Raw genomic sequence first — 621 nt, 5'->3', positions numbered from 1 at the left:
ATGAACTAAACATACTATTAGTTTGATATAATCGCCACCTTCAAATAATTAACTGAAAATGGGGATATGTTAACCAACTGTTTTTTGTAAATACATTGATTTCTTTTTGAGGTAAGTCTCTATTTCCCTCAATTTTGGATAAAATCTCTCTGAACTGTTCATCGCCCATAGATTCTAGTCGCAGGGCTGCCCGCTTTTTATTTTCTGGTAAATTCAAAAGTGATTGATTGTCTGGATCTAAGAATTCTAATAAACGTCTAAATCCCTCTTTAGAAAGAATTTTTGCTAGACGTGAACGATCATTAGGATGCAATTAGTTTATGTTGTATTGAATGGTTATCTAATTTACCAGATGAGGTATTCTGAAATATTTTGAATGGTAAGAGGATAAGAACGTAACCTCTTGAAATCATGGTGCCCGGAGGCGGAATCGAACCACCGACACGAGGATTTTCAATCCTCTGCTCTACCGACTGAGCTATCTGGGCAACAGGGCATATTAAACCTGATTATGATATTTTCGTCAATTAAAATTATTGTATAGCTAAGCGACTTAATTTTGATTACACCATATTGAGTGCGAACAAAATATCTGTGTCACATTCGAGCGCTCTTTTTTTG

The 621-nt window shown here is 35.3% G+C and carries 1 protein-coding gene and 1 tRNA gene; both read right to left on the bottom strand.

The annotated features are described in order from the left end of the window. Positions 1-40: 40 nt before the first annotated feature. On the bottom strand, positions 41-313 hold the full coding sequence (locus ARSQ2_RS09760; RefSeq protein ID WP_181995178.1) for a hypothetical protein: 273 nt from the start codon (positions 311-313) through the stop codon (positions 41-43). 99 nt (positions 314-412) lie between these two features. After that, positions 413-488 (bottom strand) — tRNA-Phe (locus ARSQ2_RS09755). Positions 489-621: the final 133 nt, after the last annotated feature.

The organism is Arsenophonus endosymbiont of Bemisia tabaci Q2 (assembly GCF_902713415.1).
Classification (GTDB): Bacteria; Pseudomonadota; Gammaproteobacteria; order Enterobacterales; family Enterobacteriaceae; genus Arsenophonus.
This window is presented reverse-complemented; position numbering and strand designations above follow the sequence as displayed.